At 54.9% G+C, this 19,835-nt stretch carries 19 protein-coding genes; 17 read left to right on the top strand and 2 right to left on the bottom strand.

The genetic code is table 11. From position 1 onward, the window contains the following. Positions 1-129: 129 nt before the first annotated feature. From HOP44_RS05550 to HOP44_RS05495, 12 genes are all read left to right on the top strand, one after another. Positions 130-1,944: a glycoside hydrolase family 35 protein gene (locus tag HOP44_RS05550; RefSeq protein ID WP_172251229.1), complete on the top strand. Its 1,815-nt coding sequence runs from the start codon at positions 130-132 to the stop codon at positions 1,942-1,944. Between the two features lie 103 nt (positions 1,945-2,047). Continuing rightward, entirely contained in the window at positions 2,048-3,418 is a 1,371-nt protein-coding gene (locus HOP44_RS05545; RefSeq protein WP_172251227.1) for an AraC family transcriptional regulator, read from the top strand. Positions 3,419-3,543: 125 nt separating this feature from the next. After that, positions 3,544-4,500, top strand: coding sequence for an endo-1,4-beta-xylanase (locus HOP44_RS05540; RefSeq protein WP_172251608.1), 957 nt, complete (start codon positions 3,544-3,546; stop codon positions 4,498-4,500). Positions 4,501-4,759: 259 nt separating this feature from the next. Continuing rightward, positions 4,760-5,704, top strand: coding sequence for a phosphate ABC transporter substrate-binding protein (locus HOP44_RS05535; protein WP_172251225.1), 945 nt, complete (start codon positions 4,760-4,762; stop codon positions 5,702-5,704). Positions 5,705-5,787: 83 nt separating this feature from the next. Continuing rightward, the gene (gene pstC / locus HOP44_RS05530; RefSeq protein ID WP_172251223.1) at positions 5,788-6,699 is read left to right on the top strand and encodes a phosphate ABC transporter permease subunit PstC; all 912 of its coding nucleotides are present in this window, start codon (positions 5,788-5,790) and stop codon (positions 6,697-6,699) included. Next, a complete protein-coding gene (pstA, locus tag HOP44_RS05525; protein ID WP_172251221.1) occupies positions 6,696-7,592 on the top strand; it encodes a phosphate ABC transporter permease PstA in 897 nt (298 codons plus the stop codon). Before pstC ends, pstA begins: the two co-directional genes overlap by 4 nt. Positions 7,593-7,605: 13 nt before the next feature. After that, entirely contained in the window at positions 7,606-8,373 is a 768-nt protein-coding gene (gene pstB / locus HOP44_RS05520) for a phosphate ABC transporter ATP-binding protein PstB (RefSeq protein ID WP_172193637.1), read from the top strand. A 211-nt stretch (positions 8,374-8,584) separates the two neighbouring features. Continuing rightward, positions 8,585-9,400 (top strand): (2Fe-2S)-binding protein, encoded by an 816-nt coding sequence (locus tag HOP44_RS05515; RefSeq protein WP_172251219.1) that lies wholly within the window; start codon positions 8,585-8,587, stop codon positions 9,398-9,400. Further along, on the top strand, positions 9,397-9,945 hold the full coding sequence (locus tag HOP44_RS05510) for a metallophosphoesterase family protein (RefSeq protein WP_172251217.1): 549 nt from the start codon (positions 9,397-9,399) through the stop codon (positions 9,943-9,945). Before HOP44_RS05515 ends, HOP44_RS05510 begins: the two co-directional genes overlap by 4 nt. A gap of 193 nt (positions 9,946-10,138) precedes the next feature. Then, positions 10,139-12,109, top strand: a complete 1,971-nt coding sequence (locus HOP44_RS05505; RefSeq protein WP_172251215.1) for an LTA synthase family protein — start codon at positions 10,139-10,141, stop codon at positions 12,107-12,109. 32 nt (positions 12,110-12,141) lie between these two features. Further along, a complete protein-coding gene (locus tag HOP44_RS05500) occupies positions 12,142-12,720 on the top strand; it encodes a DNA-3-methyladenine glycosylase I (protein WP_172251213.1) in 579 nt (192 codons plus the stop codon). 97 nt (positions 12,721-12,817) lie between these two features. Beyond that, a complete protein-coding gene (locus tag HOP44_RS05495; protein WP_172251211.1) occupies positions 12,818-12,973 on the top strand; it encodes a hypothetical protein in 156 nt (51 codons plus the stop codon). 82 nt (positions 12,974-13,055) lie between these two features. Here HOP44_RS05495 and HOP44_RS05490 read toward each other — a convergent pair whose 3' ends face one another. Continuing rightward, entirely contained in the window at positions 13,056-14,708 is a 1,653-nt protein-coding gene (locus tag HOP44_RS05490; protein ID WP_172251209.1) for a putative bifunctional diguanylate cyclase/phosphodiesterase, read from the bottom strand. 207 nt (positions 14,709-14,915) lie between these two features. Between HOP44_RS05490 and HOP44_RS05485 the strand changes: the two genes are divergently transcribed. Further along, on the top strand, positions 14,916-15,458 hold the full coding sequence (locus HOP44_RS05485) for a general stress protein (protein ID WP_172251207.1): 543 nt from the start codon (positions 14,916-14,918) through the stop codon (positions 15,456-15,458). A 151-nt stretch (positions 15,459-15,609) separates the two neighbouring features. Here HOP44_RS05485 and HOP44_RS05480 read toward each other — a convergent pair whose 3' ends face one another. After that, positions 15,610-16,818: an MFS transporter gene (locus HOP44_RS05480; protein ID WP_172251205.1), complete on the bottom strand. Its 1,209-nt coding sequence runs from the start codon at positions 16,816-16,818 to the stop codon at positions 15,610-15,612. Between the two features lie 174 nt (positions 16,819-16,992). Between HOP44_RS05480 and HOP44_RS05475 the strand changes: the two genes are divergently transcribed. The 4 genes from HOP44_RS05475 to HOP44_RS05460 all read left to right on the top strand — a co-directional run bounded on the left by HOP44_RS05475 (position 16,993) and on the right by HOP44_RS05460 (position 19,802). Next, positions 16,993-17,415, top strand: coding sequence for a hypothetical protein (locus HOP44_RS05475; RefSeq protein WP_172251203.1), 423 nt, complete (start codon positions 16,993-16,995; stop codon positions 17,413-17,415). 133 nt (positions 17,416-17,548) lie between these two features. Next, entirely contained in the window at positions 17,549-18,268 is a 720-nt protein-coding gene (locus HOP44_RS05470) for a YebC/PmpR family DNA-binding transcriptional regulator (protein WP_172251201.1), read from the top strand. Between the two features lie 181 nt (positions 18,269-18,449). Then, the gene (locus tag HOP44_RS05465) at positions 18,450-19,289 is read left to right on the top strand and encodes an alpha/beta fold hydrolase (RefSeq protein WP_172251606.1); all 840 of its coding nucleotides are present in this window, start codon (positions 18,450-18,452) and stop codon (positions 19,287-19,289) included. Between the two features lie 9 nt (positions 19,290-19,298). Further along, on the top strand, positions 19,299-19,802 hold the full coding sequence (locus tag HOP44_RS05460) for a PAS domain-containing protein (protein ID WP_246369656.1): 504 nt from the start codon (positions 19,299-19,301) through the stop codon (positions 19,800-19,802). The last annotated feature ends 33 nt before the right edge of the window (positions 19,803-19,835 follow it).

The following is a 19,835-nucleotide window of genomic DNA, read 5'->3' as shown; positions in this document are numbered from 1 at the left end:
GAAGGCAGGAAGGGAGCGGCTTCGGCGCGAAGTTCTCCCTATTGGGATCAAGAGGGTGCTATCCACACCGGTCCTATACGGCCGCCCGGTTGTGGGAAAACTGCAGTCCGTATAAAAGGGAGGGCGCTTATGCCGACGTTCGAGACAAGAGGAAACCGCTTTTATTATGAAAATGAACCGATTCAGCTGCGTTCGGGAGCGATTCATTATTTCCGCGTCGTTCCGGAATATTGGGAGGACCGTCTCCGCAGGCTGATCGCCTGCGGTTTCAATACGGTCGAGACGTATGTGCCTTGGAATCTGCATGAACCGCGGGAAGGATATTTCGTCTTCGACGGCATCGCCGATCTCGAAGCCTTCGTGCGCTTGGCCGGCTCGCTGGGTCTGCATGTCATCGTCCGTCCCAGTCCGTATATTTGCGCGGAATGGGAATTCGGAGGGCTGCCGGCCTGGCTGCTCGAAGACGGGGACCTGCGTCTGCGCTGTTCGGATGCGGCGTATCTGTCCAAAGTGGACGCTTATTTCGACGAGCTGCTGCCGCGTCTTCGCCCGCTGCTGTGCAGCGCAGGCGGACCGATTATCGCCCTGCAAATCGAGAACGAGTACGGCAGCTACGGGTCGGATACGGAATATCTGGAATATTTGCGAAGCGGGATGATCCGGCGCGGTATGGACGTGCTGCTGTTCACGTCCGACGGCCCGGAAGTGTCCATGCTGCGCGCCGGCTCGCTCGCCGGAACGCTGGCGACGGTCAATTTCGGTTCGGGGACGGCCGGAGCGTTCGAAGAGCTGCGCCGGCATCAGCCGGAAGGGCCGCTTATGGTCATGGAATTCTGGGACGGCTGGTTCGATCGCTGGTTGGGGCCCCACCATACACGCTCCGCATCCGAGATTGTAACGGAGGTCGGGCAGATGCTGGATCTTGAAGCTTCGTTCAACTTTTATATGTTCCACGGCGGAACCAACTTCGGTTTCATGAACGGCGCGAACCATGTCAACCATTACGAGCCGACCGTTACCAGCTACGATTACAGCGCGCTGCTGAGCGAAAGCGGAGATCCGTCGGAAGCGTACTTCGCGGTGCGCGAACTGCTGTCGAAGCGTCTTGGACTGACGCCGCCGGAGCCGCCCGCCCCGCTGCCCAAGCAGGCCTACGGGCGCGTCGAACTTCAGGAGTCGGCCGGGTTGTTGGAGCAGGCGGTCCGTTTGTCGGGCGATCCGATCCGCGGCGCCGTTCCGGAACCGATGGAAAAAGTCGGCCAGGCCTACGGCTTTATTTTGTATACGACCACGATCGGCAGCGAACATAACGGAGGGAAGCTGTTCCTGCAGGAGGTGCGCGACCGGGCGATCGTTTTCGCGGACGGCAAGCAGATCGCGCTTGTCAACCGCTGGGAACCGCAGGAAGGCACCGTGCTTAGCGTACCGGAAGGCGGGCTGCGCCTCGACATTCTAGTCGAGAATATGGGCCGGATCAATTACGGGCCGCTGATGCGCGATCGTAAAGGCATTACCGAAGGCGTGCGCGTCGGCAATCAGTTCCTGCACGGGTGGGAGATTACGCCGCTGCCGCTGGACGATCTGTCGGCTCTCGAATTCGCTTCGTTCAACAGCGCGAAGAACGAAGCGTCGTTCACGGGCGAAGAATCGTCCGGAGCGCGTCCCGCGTTCTACCGGGGCACTTTTTCGGTCGAAGAACCGGCCGATACGTTCGTTCGCACGGACGGCTGGGGCAAAGGAAACGTCTGGGTGAACGGGTTCCTGCTGGGCCGCTACTGGCAGGCAGGTCCGACCCGGACGCTGTACGTGCCGGCTCCCCTGCTGCGCAGCGGCAGCAACGAGATCGTGGTGTTCGAGCTGCACGGCTTCGGCGGGGACAGCGAGTCCGCGGAGGGTGCTTCAACCCCGTTTGTCGAATTGACGGACCGGGCGGACCTGGGCTGAGGTCGGAATTTGAAGCCCGAAGCGGAAACGAGCCCGCCTTTCGTCCGAAAGGCGGGCTCGTTTTTTCGAAAATAAGCGTATTTTCAAAAAAGGAGGAAACAAGATGTCCTGGACTTCCGAAGCGGGAGGAGGAAGAGAATTCAATCTCGGGCAGTACGCGCTGCCGGATCTGCGTTTTTCTTTCCAAATGTGCGGCGCGCATTGGCGCAAAGTGGCGTCGGGATGGTCGTATCCGCCGCATGATCATGCGCTGTTCGAGCTGAATTATGTACGGGAAGGGCAGCAGATCACGCGGATCGGCGGAGAGCCCCATATCCAGCATCCGGGGGAGCTGCTGCTGCTCGCGCCCGGATGCAGACACGAGAGCCGGATCGGGAAATCGAATACCATAACCTATTTCTGTATCCATTTCGATATCGACGATGCGGTCATGTACGGCCGGATCGCGTCGCTAGGCAGCAGTTTGTTTGCCGCCGATTCGGAGCTGACGACGAAGCTTCAGCCCGATTTGGAACGCTTGTCGCGTCTGTCCGGCGGGGAAGAGGAAGAGCCTTCTTTGGAGTCTTTTGCGATTCGCGCTTCGATTCTCCGGATTCTGCTCGAACTGTGCCAGTATGCGTTTGCCCTTCCGGAAGCGGACGCGGATTTCTCCGCGCCGGGCGGGGGACAGCCGGAAGCGGCGCGGCTGCTGCGGGAACGTTATGCCTTGGAAAAAAAGATGCAGGATTTCCTCGGCGATCCGGATGTCGGCGATTTGCTGAGCGACCGCTCGCTGTTTCCTCCGTTCAACTGGGTCGGGTTGTTTACCGTGATGGTACCGGATCGGGCATTTTGGACCAAGCCTGACCGGTTTCTGGCCAAGATGCTGCTCGAAGATGCGCTGTCCGGATTCGGAACTTCCGTGGTGGCCGCCGGCGAACAGCTGCTGACAGCCGTGCTGTTTGCGGACGGATACAGCGTGCCTCCGCTCGAAGAATATGCGGCGGACTGCAGAAGACTGCTGGAACGGCGGCTGAACGAAACGGTTCGGCTCGGAATCGGCGGAGTGGCCGCTTCGCCGGGCGAATTGAAAAGTCTGTATCATCAAAGCCTGGGCCGCCTGGGCTTAAACGAACCTTTCGATCCGCTGCCGAACTTTGACTTTATGAACCGGGCCGTCCGGCTGGCTCTGCTGGCGATCGAGTCGGACTATGCGGATCCCGAGCTTACGCTGCACAAGCTGTCGCTGCAGCTCAAGCTGACGCCCAATTATCTGAGTGCGCTGTTTACGGCGGAAACGGGCCGTTCGTTCACCTGGCATTTGACCCGGATCCGGATCAACCGGGCCTGCCTGCTGCTGCAGCAGACATCGCTGAAAGTGCATCAGGTTGCCCGCCAGACGGGATACGCGGACCCGGCCTATTTCAGCCGCAGCTTCAAGGCGGCCGTCGGCTGCAGCCCGGCCGCTTATCGGGCCAAAGCGTCCGAAGATTAAAGAATACGCTTACAAATGAGTGTAGAATTGTCCAACAAAGCGTAGATGCGTACATTGCCTGCCCTTCCTGCTGGTGACATACTGGAAGCAAATCGAAGCACAGGGGGAAAAACGCGTGTACAAACCTGTTTCGCATAGGCGCCGCCGTAAGTACGGAAACGCTTCGGCGGGAGCGGGAATTTGTAGCCCGCCACTATAACAGCCTGACTGCCGAGAATCAGATGAAGTTCGAGGAGATCCATCCGGAAGAAGACCGGTACACGTTTGAAGCGGCCGACGAGATCGTCGGCTTCGCCGTTCGGCACAAGATGGCCGTTCGGGGACACACGCTGGTCTGGCATAATCAGACGCCGACCTGGGTATTCCAAGAAGACGGCGGCCAAGCCTCGCGGACCAAGGTACTGAAACGTTTGGAAGAGCATACGTATACCGTCATGCGGCGCTACGCGGGCAGGATCGGGGCCTGGGACGTCGTCAATGAAGCCGTCGAAGACGGAGCGGCCGGCTATTTGCGGCAAACGCCTTGGCTGGACTGCGTCGGCGAAGACTATCTGGAGCAGGCGTTCCATATCGCGTATCGCGCCGATCCCGACGCCCTGCTGTTTTACAACGATTACAACGAGACAGACCCGCTCAAGCGGGAGAAGATCCATCGCCTCGTCGGTTCGCTCAAAGCGGCCGGAACTCCCGTGCACGGCATCGGAATGCAGGGACACTGGAACCTGTACGGTCCTCCGATCGACGAAATCAAGGAAGCCATCGAGCTTTACATTTCGCTTGGCGTCAGGCTGCATATCACGGAGCTGGATCTTTCCGCGTTCCGGTTGGAAGACCGGAGAACGGACCTTGCCGCGCCGACGCCGGAGATGGAGCAGCTGCTGACGGTCCGCTACGAAGAGATCTTCCGTCTGTTCCGCGAATACCGTTCGGCGATCGATTCGGTTACGTTTTGGGGAGCGGCCGACACGCGTACCTGGTTGGACGGCTTCCCGGTGCGGGGCCGCCTCAACTGGCCGCTGCCTTTCGACCGCAAGCTTCAAGCCAAGCCGGCTTTCTGGCGCATCGTGGAAGCGGCGCGCTGAGATATGCTGAGAGATGTAGAAGAGAAGAAGCCATTTTAATAGCAGCCCGAATAGAAATGGAATACGATGTCCGCGATCTCTGCGGACATCTTTTTTATTTTTGAAGCCAAAACGAAATATTTTACACTGTTTTTACAAAACAATGGTTTTGCGTTAATTTTCGCTCTCTACAATAGGAACTGTTAAGCGGCACGGACAACTCGGATAGAGAGCAGACGGCCGCAATCGTATGAACACCACTAGGAGGGTCAAACCAGACATGAAATCGAAAAAAACGTTATTCGGCACTTTAACACTTTCCGCTATGCTCGCACTTACCGCTTGCGGTAACGGAAGCACAACGGCGACTACGGAAACACCGGCAGCAGGTTCGGGCACCACTCCGGCAGCTACAGAAACACCGGCGGCAGAGTCCGTATCGGGATCCATCCTGGCAGTCGGATCGACGGCTCTGCAGCCGCTGGTCGATCAAGTGGGTCAGAAATACATGGCCGAGAATGCCGAAGTTACGGTTCAAGTACAGGGCGGAGGCAGCGGCACGGGCCTGACCCAGGTATCCGAAGGCGCGGCCGATATCGGCAACTCGGACGTATTCGCGGAAGAAAAACTGGATGCCGACAAGGCAGCCGAACTGGTTGACCATCAAGTCGCGGTTGTCGCTATGGCAACTGTCGTGAACAAAGATACGGGCGTAACCGATCTGACCAAACAGCAGCTGCTGGACGTCTTCAGCGGCAAAGTGAAGAACTGGAAAGAAGTTGGCGGTTCCGATCAAGCGATCGTCATCGTTAACCGTCCGAGCAGCTCGGGTACGCGTGCCACATTCGAGAAGTACGCACTGGGCGAAAAAGTCGAAAACGTACCGGGCGCCATCGAACAGGATTCCTCGGGTACCGTGAAACAAATCGTTGCCGATACCAAAGGCGCCGTAGGTTACCTGGCGTTCTCGTACCTCGACGACACCGTTACGGCTCTGAGCTACGAAGGCGTAGAACCAAAAGAAGAAAACGTACAAAGCGGCAAATACCCAATCTGGGCTTACGAGCACATGTACACGAAAGGCGAGCCGGAAGGCGCAGCCAAGGCTTTCCTCGATTACATGATGACCGAAGAAGTACAAAACGCGGACGTTGTGGAACTGGGTTACATCCCGGTATCCAGCATGGAAACCAAGCGTGACGCAGAAGGCAAAACGATTCAGTAATCTTTCGGCAGCACCGGCAAAAAAGAGGCGGTTTCTCCGCCTCTATTTGCGCGTTTAACAACGAATGGAGAGGGTAACCACTTATGGAAAATACTAAACCCGCCTCGCGCGGATTCGCCAGACATCGCCGCGAAGACCTGATCGGCAAGACTTATACGTACCTCTGCGTGCTCATGCTGATCGTCGTGATCGTCTCGATCGTGTACTTCGTCGCTTCCAAGGGACTGGCCACCTTTACGAAAGACGGCGTGAGCCTGGCCGAGTTTCTGTTCGGCCGCAGTTGGAATCCGACCGGTGATACTCCGTCGTTCGGCGCACTTCCGTTCATCGCGGGTTCGTTCGTCGTCTCGATGCTGGCTGCCCTGATCGCGGGCCCGCTCAGTATCTGCGCGGCCTTGTTCATGACCGAAATCGTACCGGGCAAAGGCAAAAGAATCCTGCAGCCGGCTATCGAGCTTCTTTCGGGCATTCCGTCGGTCGTTTACGGCTTTATCGGCCTGACCGTCCTTATTCCGTTCATCAGTTCGCTGACAGGCGGGACTTCGGTAGGCTACGGCGTGGGTGCGGGTGCTCTGGTCCTGTCGATCATGATCCTGCCGACGATTACAAGTATCGCCGCGGACGCGCTGACTTCGCTGCCGCGCGGCATGCGTGAAGCGTCCTATGCGCTTGGCGCAACGCGCTGGCAGACGATCTACCGCGTTGTGCTGCCGACTTTGGCTCCTTCGCTCTGGACGGGTATTATCCTCGGCATCGCGCGCGCTTTCGGCGAAGCGCTTGCCGTACAGATGGTTATCGGCAATGCTCCGTTCCTGCCGACTTCCCTGGTTCAATCGGCTTCGACCCTGACCAGCGTGATTACCTTGAACATGAGCAACACGGTAACCGGAACGGTACAGAACAACGTCCTCTGGAGTATGGCGCTGATGCTGCTCTTTATGACCTTCGTGTTCATCATTGCGGTACGGCTGCTCCAAAGGAGGAATAAACTGTGAACGCAAAAACCGCAGACAAACTTGCGACCGGCATTATCGTCTTTTTCGCGGTTCTCATCGTCGCGATTCTGGCCGGGCTGCTCGGCATTATCCTCTTCCGGGGGATTGCCCATATCGACTGGCATTTCCTGACCTCGCCTTCGCAGAATATGAAGGCGGGCGGCGGAATCGGGCCGCAGCTGTTCAACTCGCTGTTCCTGCTCGTACTGACCATGATCATCACCATCCCGATCGGTCTGGGCGGCGGCATTTACATGGCGGAATATGCGCGAGAAGGCAAAGTCACCGCCTTCATTCGCCTGGTCGTCGAAGTTCTGTCGTCTTTCCCGTCGATCGTTGTCGGTTTGTTCGGTCTCCTGCTGTTTGTTAATACTTTCGATCTCGGCTATTCGCTGCTGTCCGGCGCGATCGCGCTGGCGATCTTCAATCTGCCGCTGATGGTTCGGATCACGGAACAATCGTTCCGCGCCGTACCGAGAGAGCAGAAGGAAGCCGGGCTTGCACTCGGTTTGTCCAAATGGAAGATCATCACCTCGATCCTGCTGCCCGTCGCGCTGCCGAGTTTGATTACCGGTACCATTCTCGCGGCCGGCCGCGTGTTCGGCGAAGCCGCCGCGCTGCTGTTCACCTCGGGCATGACGACGCCGCCGCTTGATTTCACCGACTGGAATCCACTGCATCCGCGTTCCCCGATCAACCCGCTGCGTCCGGCGGAAACGCTGGCCGTACACATCTGGAAGCTGAACAGCGAAGGCGTGGTACCGGATGCGAAGCAGGTTGCCGCAGGCGCCTCCGCCGTGCTCGTGATCATGGTTCTGCTGTTCAATCTGGTCGCACGCTGGTTCGGACGTTTCGTGTACCGCAAGATTACCGCTTCCAAGCGGATGGAATAGGAGGGCTTCCGTTATGCAGACCAGTACGCAGCCGCGCTTTGGCACGGAAGAACTGAGTGTATTTTACGGCACGAACGAGGCCGTCAAGAAGATCAATATGGAATTTCCCGAGAAAAGCGTGACCGCGCTGATCGGGCCGTCGGGCTGCGGGAAGTCGACCTTCCTACGCTCCCTGAACCGGATGAACGACGAGATTGCGTCCGCGCGCGTTGCCGGACGGATCTGGATGGACGGGCAGGATTTGAACGACAAGAACACCGATGCGGTCACGCTTCGCCAGAAGATCGGCATGGTTTGGCAGCGCCCGAATCCGTTCTACAAGTCGATTTACGAAAATATCGCATTTGGTCCGAGATACCACGGGACACGCGGCAAAAAGCAGCTGGACGAGATTGTCGAGCAGAGCCTGCGCCGCGCCGCTTTGTGGGACGAAGTCAAAGACCGTTTGAAAGAATCCGCCCTGTCGCTGTCCGGCGGCCAGCAGCAGCGTCTGTGCATCGCGCGTGCCCTGTCCGTCAGTCCGCAGATTCTGCTGCTCGACGAACCGGCTTCCGCACTTGACCCGGTATCGACCGGCAAAGTCGAAGAGCTGATCATCGAACTCAAAAAAGATCTTCGCATCGTGATCGTCACGCACAATATGCAGCAGGCCGCACGCGTATCCGATTCGACCGCCTATTTCTATCTGGGCAATCTGATCGAGCACGACGATACGACCAAGCTGTTCTCGAACCCTTCGAACCAAATGACCCAGGAATATATCATGGGCCGGTTTGGCTGAAGAAGCGATCCGGATAAGCCCCGCGGATGCGGGAGGTCTGATCCGGCCGCGATTTTTGCAAGCTTTCATACGATACGTATCGGACCGTCTCCTTCTTGCGAAGGAAACGGTCTTTTTTTAACCCATTAACGATTCGTGTTGTACCCCTGCATGGAATCAAGTACGATAAACAAACGAGAAACATTCCCGATTCGGAAAGGATGATTTTTTGATGGCCGAACCGTCCATGATCGAATTCGACAAGAATTTGCTGCTGCCGCAGTTTTACATGAGTGCAGAACCGCTGGAGGGCGCCGAATTGTCGGCTTCGCTGGCCGAACTGTCCACACCAAAAGGCGCGGAGTCTTTTTTGCGTGTATTTGCCGATGTTCTGCGGGCCCCGGATCTTCAGGCGGCCGTCACTTACTTTTGCAGTTGGTACAGCGGGGTCGTCACCGCTTCGATGTACTTCCCGGCAGCCGCCGGACTGCGTCCGGAGTTTTCCGCAGCCAATCTGAGCGTGCAGCTGTTTCGACTGGAGAATGGGCACAGTCTGAACTTTGTGATCGGCAGCCGCCTCGCGCAGACGGCGCCGGAGGACGAAGCCGGGCGCGACGAATGGATGCGCGAAGGTCTGGCTTTCTTTTACGGGCAGACCTGCCGTCCGCTGTTCGAGAATTTTGCCGCGCTGTCCGGCCTTGCTGTCGGCATGATCTGGGCGCAGCTGCCGGGCCGCGCGGATTATTTTGCGCAAATGTGGCGCAGCCATCCGCAGTTCGGGCCGATGCTGGCGCCGCACCGCGACCGGCTGGAGAAGATTTACGAACAGATGAAGACGCTGGAGCCCGATCTTTTTGGCCGCAAAAAAAATCCGTTCGATCTGCGTTTTCGCTACACGCCCCATCTGACCGATCCGACGGAGCAGATCCAACTGCGCCCAAGCTGCTGCCTGTACCATATGCTTCCGGGAGCCGAATACTGTTACAACTGTCCGAAGCTCAGCGAGCAGGATCGGGCCAAACGCCGCGAACAGGTCCGAGCGCAATGAACGAAGCGCTGCTGTCGACCGGCAGGACCAGAATCGTCGTAGTCTCCGATACGCATATGCCCCGAATGGCAAAAGCTCTTCCGCCAAGGCTGGTCGAAGAACTGGCGGAGGCCGATCTGATTCTTCATGCGGGCGATTGGACGTCTCCGGAGGTGTACGATCTGCTGGCCGTCTACGCTCCGGTTCACGGCGTAGCCGGCAACAATGACGGACCGGCTATCGTCGAACGCTGGGGCTACCGCCGGATTGTCGAAATCGGAGGCTGGCGAATCGGACTGACGCACGGACATTTGGGCCGGGGGAGTACGGAAGCCAATGCGCTTGCCGCATTCGAAGACGAGGAAGTCGACATTGTCGTCTTTGGACATTCGCACATCCCGTTATCCAGAACCGTCCCGAATCCCAAAAAGGAAGCAAACCTTACCTTGTTCAATCCGGGTTCGCCTACGGACAAACGCCGATTGAAGCAGTATTCGTACGGTCTGGTTACGTTGGACGGGTGGATGTCCGCGTTCGAACATCGCCATTACGATTCGAAGATTTAGATTCGTTCCGAATAGGAACGATCATCTGCGGCTTACACAGCCGAACCCCGGGAATTTCGATGCCCGGGGTCTTTTTCGTTGGATTTTTCCGAAAAAAAGACTTTGTGTTAACGCAATGTTTTGACGGTGTAAAGAGAGTGTTTTATAATAAGTTGTTGAATCCATATCCTGTAAACAAAGAAGGTGTCCAATCATGAAATTAATTCCGACTCCGCTTCAGACGAGCCGAGGACCCGATAAAGCATTTTTGACCGCTTCCGGTATCCTGTTTGCCAAGCTGCTGCTGCTGCGCTGGTTTTTCTTCTCCGAATTCGAACTGGGCGGCGTTTTTATCGATCTGTCCACGGCGCTCGGATTGACCTGCCTGCTGGAGCTGCTGATTCCAAGACGCTGGAAAAAGGGGACAGCCTGGACCGCCGATGTGCTGCTGTCGCTCCTCTTGTTCTCGGCTGCCGTGTATCATTCCTATTTCGGTTCCGTTCCGACCTACACGGTGCTGGGGTCGCTCGGCCAGGTTCCCGAAGTGGGCAACATGGTAGGCGGATTGATCAGACCTGCCTTTTTCATCTTTTTTGCGGACTTTGCGTTCATTTTCGTTCGCTTTGGCGTACGGGCGCTTCGGCGCCGCCGGTCGCGCGGGCAGCTCTCGTTTGCTTCCGCCGGAAAATCTTCCTGGAGCGGCGCCGCTACACGTATGAGCCGCATCGCGGTATCGTTGGTATTGGTTGTCTGCCTGCTGCTGTCCGGCGTATGGATCAGCCGGGGCTCCGCAATCAGCAATGAGATCGTACGCGCCGAAAATATCGGTTTTCTGAATTATCAGGTCAGCACCGCTATCGAAAAAAAGAAAGAACGCGAGTTCTTGGCCAGCACTTCGCCCGAAGAAGTCGCGGCTCAGGTGGAAGCTCTCCAGCAGACTTTTCCGTATGTGAACAAGGGCGCGGAAGACGCTTCCGGCAGCAAAACGTCCGGACCGGCTTATTTCGGAGCGGCGGAAGACATGAACGTGATCGTCGTCCAAATGGAATCGTTCCAGAACTTCCCGATCGGCTACAAGCTCGATAACAAGGAAGTGACGCCGAATCTGAATGAACTGATCGGACAAAGTTTTTATTTCCCGAACATTTTCCAGCAAATCGGCCCGGGTAACACTTCGGATGCGGAGTTTATTTCGAACACTTCCATTTATCCGACGGCGGCGATTGCAATGTCTACCGGTTACGGAGACCGGGAGATTCCGAGTTCGCCGCGTCTCTTGGAAGAGAAAGGCTACGAGACCGCTACATTCCAGATCAACAACGCCACGTTCTGGGACCGGAATCAGCTGTACCCGGCGCTCGGATTTCAGAACTTTTACGATAAGCCGAGTTACGTCAACGATCATTTCAATAATTTCGGAGCTTCCGACGAAGAGATGTACCGGGTGGGACTCGAGAAAATCGACGAAATGCGTGCGGACGGTTCGCCGTTCTATGCCCAGTTCGTGACCACATCCAGCCACGCTCCGTTTGATGTGCCCAAAGAGTTCCCGCAGCTTGAGATCCCGGAACGCCTTCAGGGAACACAGCTCGGGAGTTACCTGAACGCCCAACATTACACGGACTACGCACTCGGCAAATTGATCGACAACCTCAAAGCCAAAGGCTTGTGGGACAATACGCTGCTGCTCGTGTACGGCGATCATGGCGGATTGGCTACGGCCGAGAACGATCCCGCCTGGGTATCGTCGATGCTCGGCATCTCTTATGAGGCCAATGCCAGCCGGTTCAATATTCCGCTGATTGTGCATGTGCCGGGTCTGGAAAAAGGCGAGCGGATCGAATTGGCAGGCGGGCAGATGGACTTTGTGCCGACACTGATGAACCTGCTTGGCGTTTCGTTGTCCAAAGAAAACCATACCGTATTCGGCCGCGATCTGCTGAACACCGATCGCAACGTCGTCGGGATCCGTTATTATCTGCCTACCGGTTCTTTTGTCGGGGACGGCATTTTGTATATTCCGGGAGAAGGATTCGAAGACGGAACAGCGGTGTCGTTGGACACGCACGAACCGATCACCGACCTGGAGCCGTACCGCGAAGATTACGAGTATATTTTGCAGCTGATGAAATTGTCCGACGATTATGTAAAGGTACTGCCCAAACGGGGCTTGGGTGCCAAGTAAAATCAAACAAGCGAGCAGGGGAGCGATTCGAAATGCGGGAGAATCCGGTCCGATGCAGTTGGGTTAACGATGATCCGCTGTATATCCGTTATCATGACGAAGAATGGGGCGTTCCCGTTCACGACGATCGAACCTGGTTCGAGCTGCTGACCCTGGAAGGCGCACAGGCGGGACTGAGCTGGTACACCGTCCTGAAAAAACGCGAGCGTTATCGGGAAGTGATGGACGGCTTCGACCCCGAAATCGTAGCTTCCTACGATGCGGCCAAAATCGACGAACTGATGGGCGATGCCGGCATTATCCGCAACCGCCTGAAGCTCGAATCGGCTGTCCAAAACGCGAAAGCGTTTCTGCGTGTGCAGACAGAATTCGGAAGCTTCGATACGTATATCTGGTCTTTTGTGGAGGGACGGACGATTGAAGGAAACCGCCATTTGCCCGAAGAAGTGCCCGCCCGAACGGATGTGTCGGATCGCTTGAGCAAAGAACTCAAGAAACGCGGGTTCAAATTTGTCGGCAGCACGATCTGTTATGCGCTGATGCAGGCTTCCGGGATAGTCGACGACCATCTGGTAGGATGCCAACGAGGCAGCGGCGCCACACCGGTGTAGAGTTCAGCAAAGCGGGATTCGCGTCGAATTTGCCAGCTGCCGGGTAAAGATAAGAGAGAAGGCAAAAACCGGCCATAAGCGAAAGGGGACAACCGCAGTGAAAATCATGATTACGCAGCAGGAAGCGATGCAGCGGAAGATTTGGAACAAGATTATCGATATGTTCGGGCTGGATCCCGAGAAAGATTATTGGGAGACCGAACAATTCATCCTGACGGAAGAGCAGGCCCGGCAGGTCGGATTAATTCAGTAAGCGTCATCGAATCATCGACAAAAAAAGCTGTTTCGACCCGCTTGCTGCGGCAGTCGAAACAGCTTTTTGTATACCCGTACGGTCATACCAGGGAAGACTGGATATTGGGGTACCAAATATGGGGCAGATCGTCGACGCTCATCGGGCGGCAGATCAGATAACCCTGAATACCCGGACAGCCCATATTCATCAGCTGAATCAGCTGCTCGCCGTCTTCGACACCTTCGGCTACCACGTCCAGGTTCATGGCGCGCGCCATGGCCAGCAGAGCGGAGATGACGGCCGGATTCATTTGAACGATAAAAGAGCGATCCAGTTTGAATTTGTCGATCGGAATTTGAGCCAGGATTCCCAACGAAGAATAGCCGGTGCCGAAATCGTCGAGGGAGATCATAAAGCCCTGTCCGCGAAGCTGTTCCAGCAGGATGCAGATTTCTTCCAGATTGCGCATCACGAGGGTCTCGGTCACTTCCAGATCGAACCGGTTCGGCGACATGCCTTCTTCGGCGATAATAGTATTTAGCCGTTCGACAAAATGATCCGATTCGAACTGGGCACGCGAAATATTGATGGCTACCCGGACATCGGGTCCGAATTTCCGGCTGATCTTGGGCAGGTCTTTGCAGGCTTGGCGAATGACCCACTCGCCGATCGGAACAATCAGGCCGGTTTCTTCGGCGACGGGAATGAAATCGGACGGAGGGACTAGGCCGGCATGACCCAGATTCCACCGCAGCAGCGCTTCGACCTCGACCACTTTGTTATGGGCAGCGTCGAAGATCGGCTGGTAATGCAGCAGCAGTTCTTCGCGTTCGATACATTGGTTGAGCGCGATCTCATAGTCGAACTTGATGACCTGGTCGTAGCGCAGCGATTCGTTGTATTCGTGATAACGGCTGCGCCCTTTGCTTTTGGCATAATACAGCGCGATATCGGCCTGGCGAAGCAGGGTTGAGAGATCCTTGCGCTCGGAAGAAGAAGAAATGCCGACGCTCGCACTGACCCGGATCATCCGATCCCCGAGCAGAAACGGTTTGTCGAGGATTTTCAGAATCCGCTTTGCCTGTTCTTCCGGGCACAGGATCGGTTTCTCGCATACAATAATGAATTCGTCGGCGCCCTGACGCGCAATCACATAAGGCGAACCGAACGATTGTCTGAAACGTTGGGCGACTTCGATCAACAAGGTATCGCCGGTCTCATGGCCGAGGGCATCGTTGATATTTTTGAAATTATCGAGATCGATCAGGAAAAGTCCAAACGGTTCATGGATGAATTCGTACAAAAAGCGCCGGTTGAACAGCTGGGTCAGCTCGTCGTGATACGCATAATGATGCAGCCGGCTTCCCTGTTCGGACACGGGAATCATATCCCGCGTTACGCAAACCACGGACTGGACTTCGCCCCGGTCGCCAAAGATCGGAGATAAAATACTCTCGCCGCTGAGCGCGCCGGTCGGAAGAAGCGTACCGTCTTCGAAGCGGATACTTTGGCGCTCGTTAACGACTTTCATATATTTATGGTGCAGATATCTGCCCATTTCGGGTTCGTGGCCGTACACATCGGAGAACGTCTGTCCCATATGTTCCGGGCCCAGATTGCTGAGCAGGGTTGCTGCCCGGTTGACGTACCGATAGCGGAAATGTTCTCCGTCCCAGTCCATAACGTAAATACAATCTTCAAGCGCATGAAGAAACTGGGCGACAATCTGATCTGGATGTTCCGATTCTTTCATTTTGTAAATGCCCTCCTTAAATCCGCGCTTATCCGAACTGTCCATGCGTATAGTCCTATCATACTATGTGCAGATCAAACCGCCAAGGGAAGAAAGGGGGATAGGTTTTCCGTAGGAGACTGAGAAGCTTCCCATTTTGGAGAAAGTTTGACGGGAAAAAGGAACGGCTAAAAAAGAGGCATATCGATAAAACAGGGAGGAATGGGCATGAAAAAGAAAATTTCGGCCACATTCAAGCATGAAGAAGAAGCCGTTCAGGCTATTCATGCACTGACGGAAGCGGGATTCGACCGGGAAAATATTTCGGTTGTGGCTAAACATACCAAGGAATCGGAAGAAATTCGCCAAGAAACCGGGACTAAAGCACCGGAAGGGATGACGGCCGGCGTCCTAACAGGAGGGACGCTTGGCGGAGCGGCCGGAGTCCTCGCAAGTTTGGGTGCGCTGGCGATTCCGGGCATCGGGCCGCTGCTGGCAGCCGGACCGATTGCCGCGGGACTGGCGGGAGCCACGCTTGGAGCGGGAGTCGGCGGATTGGCGGGTGGATTTATCGGTCTGGGCATTCCGGAGAAAGAAGCCGAATATTACGACGAACGTGTGCAGGCAGGCGAAATTCTCGTGATGGTCGATGAGGACGAGGCGATGCGGAGCCGGATTTATGAAGTGTTCCGGCGCAGCGGAGCGACCAATACCTCTTATTTCGACGAAGACGGCACCTCGGCCACTTCCGGCATGAGGCTTCCAACCTGATTATCGGCCGCGGCGATCGTCCCTATACGGAAGACAAATGAGTCTTCCGCCGCTGCAAATCCGAATAGCGGACAGACCAAAAGACCGGAAGGGTTATCTTCCGGTCTTTGCTGTGCGGAGCGGCTGCCTTCCCGAGAGAAGACCGCGCCTGCTACAAGGAGGCTTTATAGGCTGCGCCAGCCGGGCTCTGCCCATGCTTGCGCCGCAGCGGCCGATGATACAGCAGGTAATAAGACAACAGGGCGATCAGAGCCGCGGCGCCTCCAATCAGATACATTACGCGGTAACCGGCCGACGACGCAGCCAGGCCGAGCAGATAAGATCCCAGGCCGTACCCCAGATCGAACAGGACAAAGTAGGTGCCGGTAGCCAAGCCGCTTCGGTGAGCGGGGGCGGACTGCACGGCAAGCGTTTGGAAGCTCGGAATGATCGCCCCGTAACCGAGACCGATCACAGCGGCCGTCACCAGAAAGAATAGGGCGGACTGGACCTGACTGAGGGCGAGCAGGCCTAACGCAAACAAAGCAATCCCGGGATACACGAGCATATGAGCGCCTCGCCGGTCAAACAGCCGGCCGGTAAAGGGACGGGACAGCAGTACGGCCGCGGCGAACACGACAAAGAAATAGCTTGCAGCGCTCTTGAGGCCCAAAGAATTCGCATAAACCGAAATAAAGGTCGAAATCGCTCCGTAAGCGAACGCGATCAGAAATCCGGCCGCAGCAATCGGAACGGCGCGGGGTTCAATGAAACGTTTGAAATGCCAGGCTCCCAGATCGCTGGGTTGAATGTCGCGTTTGGGAATCGGAGTGATAACACCGAACAAACAGGCGAGCATCCCGAAGATCACAATCAAGAAGAACAGGACCGGATAACCGGCGCCGGACGAGACCGACAGACCGATGAAAGGTCCGAACACCATGGCAAGGCTCATGAAAAGAGTGAAGTAGCCGATCCCTTCGCCTTTGCGTTCTCTCGGGATGACGTCCAACACAACGGTGGAAGTGGTCGTGGCCGCAATGCCAAAAGAAATCCCGTGCACGAATCGCAGAACCAACAGCAGGGCATAATTATCGATCCATACATAAAACAAACTGCAGGCGGCAAACATAATCACCGAGAAAACGAGCAGTTTTTTGCGGTTGATCTCGTCCAGCCATTTGCCGGTCAGCGGCCGGAACAGAACGGCGGCAATCACGAAGATCGTCGTCACCAGCCCGATGCTGTTCGGACTTCCGCCCAGATTCGCCAAAGCGTACTCCGGCAGAGTCACGGCAAGAATATAAAAATTGATAAAAATAAAAAAACTGCTGAAACTGATCGTTAAAAAAGGACGACTCCATAAAGCTTCTTTGTTCATATCGACTCCGTTCTATCCATTCTTTAAAAAGAAAAGGAAACTTTTTAATAATTGTCTTAACAACTATATCGAAAAATCAAACGGTTTGTCAATGGATGAAGCCGTTTTGAGCCGATTATGATATGCTTGAATTATCCGGTTCGCGAGGACCGATGCGGGAACGGAGGAGAGGCTATGTCGGATGAAGTCAGCCGGGAACACCGGATTCCATTCAGCCGGATTTGCGGTATGTTGGGAATCAGACAGAAGATTATCAATGTATATCCGGATCACGTCAATAAATGTGTCGTCGTGGAAACGGACAAAACGCTGCGTGCGCCAAGCACGATTATTGAAGTGAAAAACACCTATCTGGATGTAAGAACAATCAGTGCCGAAGAATATAATCGCATGCCGTACACGCCAAATATTACGGACAAGCTCAAAGGGCTGTTGAACGATGCGGAACGCAGCGCGCTCAAGGAGAGTCTGCATCTGGCGATCGGCGAAGCCGAACATCGTCTTCAGGGCGATCTGTCCGCGCAAGAGCGGAAGCAGCGGGAATTCTTCTTGCAGAATGCCCGGCGGGCGTTCAACAAACTGAGCGGGGATGCCTGACAGGCAGGCTCCCGGCTTCCGCCCGGCAGAGTGTACAGGCAGGCGGCACTTGTTACGGCGTCTTTTTCAGGCTACAATATATGGGTGTGAATTCAAGAACGTAACCTATTCATGGAAAGCGAGCGGGATAGATATGGGTCGTAAATGGAACAATATCAAGGAAAAGAAGGCTTCCAAAGATGCCAACACCAGCCGGGTCTATGCCAAATTCGGCGTTGAAATTTATGTGGCGGCCAAAAAAGGCGAGCCGGATCCGGAATCGAACCGTGCTCTGAAAGTCGTGCTCGAACGCGCCAAGACTTATAACGTTCCCAAAGCAATCATCGACCGGGCGATGGACAAAGCCAAAGGCAGCGGCGACGAGACCTACACGGAGCTGCGTTATGAAGGCTTTGGCCCGAACGGAGCGATGGTGATCGTGGATACGCTGACGAACAACGTCAACCGGACCGCTTCAGACGTACGTTCCGCATTCAGCAAAAACGGCGGAAACCTTGGCGTCAGCGGATCGGTCGCTTACATGTTCGACGAGACGGCCGTCATCGGCATCGAAGGCAAAGATGAAGAGCAGGTGCTCGAACTGCTGATGGAAGCGGATGTGGATGCGCGCGATATCGTAACCGAAGACGATTCCGTTATTATCTACGCGGCGCCGGATCAATTTCATGCGGTGCAGGAAGCGCTGCGCGGTGCGGGGATCGAAGAATTTACGGTAGCCGAAATCACGATGCTGCCGCAGACGTTCGTATCGCTCGACGGCGATTCCGAGAAGCAGTTCGACAAAATGATCGATGCGCTCGAAGATCTTGAAGATGTACAGCAGGTCTACCATAATGTGGATTCGGAAGAATAGAATGACTGGAGCTTCGGGAAACTAAACCGAGGCTTTTTTAATCTTTTTCTTGTGGAATTTTCATTTTTGCTAGAAGGGGAAGACTATTGAAGGTAGAATGGATAAGAATAAGGCTTGAATTTTGTAAACTGGGATTCAAAGAAATACTATTTTCGCATAATCGATTGGAGGTCCGGGTTTGATGAATTCTTCGGTTTTATTGCGCAATAATGTAAAGATTTTTGGCGAAGGAACTCAATATATGATTTTCGCGCCTGGTTTCGGTTGCGATCAACATATGTTTCGTCTGGTTACTGAACAATTTCAACGAAGTTATCGGATCGTCTTGTTCGACTATGTAGGAACCGGAAAATCCGATTTGCATGCTTATACGCCTGAACGCTACGGCAGCCTTTCGGGTTACGTTCAAGATGTCATTGAGGTTTGCCAAGCTATTGGTGCACAGGACGCTATTTTCGTCGGCCATTCGGTAGGCGCAATGATTGGACTGATGGCGTCTATCCAAGAACCCAAGCATTTCAATCGTCTTGTGCTGATCGGCCCTTCTCCTTATTACCTCAATGATCCGTCCGACGACTATTACGGGGGATTCGATCAGGAGCAGCTGGAAGGATTGGTCGAACTGCTTGAACAGAATTTTATGGGCTGGGCCGGCAATCTTGCCCTTGCGGTTGCGCAAAATCCGGATCGGCCCGAATTGGCTGCCGAACTGGAAAGCAATTTTTGCAGCATCGATCCTGATATCGCTTTACGTTTTTCGATGGCGACTTTCTTTTCCGACAATCGGAAAGATCTGCCTCTTGTCTCGGTTCCGTCCTTGATTCTTCAATGCCGGGAAGACGTAATCGCCCCGATAGCGGTTGGCGAATATATGAATCAAAAATTGAAAAAAAGTGAATACAGGCTGATGCAGGCTACGGGGCACTGCCCGCATTTGAGCCATCCCGACGAAACGGTTCGTTTGATTCGCGAATATTTGTCCGATTCCGCTATAGGCGAAGATCACGATGGGGAAAGATAAGCTTTGGACATGATCATGAGGGAAGCCCCGTGCGGTTATCTGTCTTTGTCGGAAGATAATCGTATTTTAGACGTCAACCGAACCCTGGCTTCGTTGTTGGGGTATGAAGAAGAAATATTAAAAGGAATGAAAATCGAGTATATTCTTTCCAAATCGAGCTGCCTGCTGTTCCAAATTTATTTCAACACTTTAATTACGTTGAACGGCAAAGTGGACGAAATGTTTCTGTCGTTATATTCGCTCGAAAAAATTGAAACGCCCGTACTGTTCAATGCTGTTCGACGTGAATCGAAAGACGGAATTCGGTACGACTGCATTCTTTTTCCTCTTCACCGCAGAATTGAGTACGAGAAACAGCTCAACAAGGCGGAGAGCGAAACGCGAAACGCGCATTATCGCCTTCAGAGCGTAAAGAACAAATTGCAGGAAGCGGAAAATCGTTTGGACCAATTAAAGCGAGAGCTGCTCGAAATGGAAAAAAGGATTGACCATAGCAATGAAGGTTTTCTGTAAATGGACAGTTTGGATCGCCTGCAAAGGCGGTCC

This window comes from Saccharibacillus deserti (genome assembly GCF_013618475.1).
Classification (GTDB): domain Bacteria; phylum Bacillota; class Bacilli; order Paenibacillales; family Paenibacillaceae; genus Saccharibacillus; species Saccharibacillus deserti.
Note: the sequence above shows the minus strand (reverse complement) of the source record. Positions and strands in the feature narration are given on the sequence as shown.